Annotated in this window: 2 protein-coding genes and 1 pseudogene; 1 reads left to right on the plus strand and 2 read right to left on the minus strand. The window is 57.1% G+C overall.

Going from position 1 to position 1,176, the window contains the following annotated elements; all coding sequences use genetic code 11:
• A pseudogene (locus tag AiwAL_RS20250) lies at positions 1–219 on the plus strand (IS1634 family transposase); the annotation flags it as partial.
• Positions 220–321: 102 nt separating this feature from the next.
• Here AiwAL_RS20250 and AiwAL_RS20255 read toward each other — a convergent pair.
• Positions 322–1,017, minus strand: a complete 696-nt coding sequence (locus AiwAL_RS20255) for a substrate-binding domain-containing protein (protein ID WP_262313501.1) — start codon at positions 1,015–1,017, stop codon at positions 322–324.
• Between the two features lie 46 nt (positions 1,018–1,063).
• Positions 1,064–1,176 (minus strand): ISAzo13-like element transposase-related protein (locus AiwAL_RS20260; protein WP_262313502.1); only part of this gene is annotated, 113 nt, incomplete at its 5' end.

Below are 1,176 nucleotides of genomic sequence, written 5' to 3' on the forward strand. Positions count from 1 at the left end.
GAGCGGTCCCCAGCAGCACTCCGCAAACAGACCACCAAACAGACCGACGATGGCTTGCCGGTCCACAGCTTCCACAGCCTGATCGCAGACCTCGCGACACTGACGCGCAACACCGTCACCACCGCAATCTCGCCAAACCTCCCGATCACCATCACCGCAAGGCCAACACCCATCCAGCAAAAGGCGCTCGACCTTCTCGCCATCCGCTGTACCCAGTAACCACCCCGCCCGATCACAAATTATCGTTTCGGATCAATGGGCTGTGCAATTCAAAAGAAGGAAGCTCAGGTTAGAGCATGATCGTCCTCAAACGATCATGCTCTAAGTCTTTAGAAAAGTGCTGATCTCGACGGCAAGATCGACGACGATTCGGGTCAGCGAATCGAACTTCTGTGGAATCGTGATGACAAAGAATTCGACTGGCCGTTGCGCCGGTGCAGTCTCTAGTACCTGTAGCGCACCCGCAGTGATCTCTGCCTGATAGCAGATCGGCGGCAGCAGGCTGATCCCAACGCCGGACGCCGTTAGCAGTGCAACAACACTCATGCTGTTGCACTCGTCACTCGGTCGGTAGATAATTTTGTTTGCCTGGAACCACGCTTCGATTGAACGGTAGTGAAACGATTCCCGTGACAATACGATGATCCTTTGCGCTTGCAGTTCCTTTGGTCCGAGGGCCCCCGGCGGCAGGTTGAGAATCGGACTTGCCATCCATTCAAACGCGACGGTGCCCAGAGATTGCACCTGCACTCCGGTCTCAAACGACCGTCCCGGCGCCAGCACAAGATCGACTGCACCGGCATGAAGCTTCTCCATCACCTCCTGCGTCAGGGCAACATTAAACTTGGCCTTCACATTCGGAAAGCGCCGATGAAGCACCTCGACCAGTTGCGGTAGCCAGGTCTGGGCGACGACCTCTGTTACCCCGATCCGCACCACGCCGGAGATTGTCTCCGGCGCCGCCACCCGCTCCTGGATTTCCTCGACCAACCGTAGCAGCCGCTCAACGTAATCCATCAATTCCTCGCCCTTCGGCGTTAGGCAACGCCCAACAATTACCGCGCTAGGGCGGCAGCCTGGGTGAGACGGTATAATTCCACTCGGGATGGAACTGGTCACCTTTGATGTTCAGGCCGGCCATCTCCTCATCGCTGACCTTGATCCCCTTTGGGTAGG

This window comes from Acidiphilium sp. AL (genome assembly GCF_025499445.1).
Classification (GTDB): domain Bacteria; phylum Pseudomonadota; class Alphaproteobacteria; order Acetobacterales; family Acetobacteraceae; genus Acidiphilium; species Acidiphilium iwatense.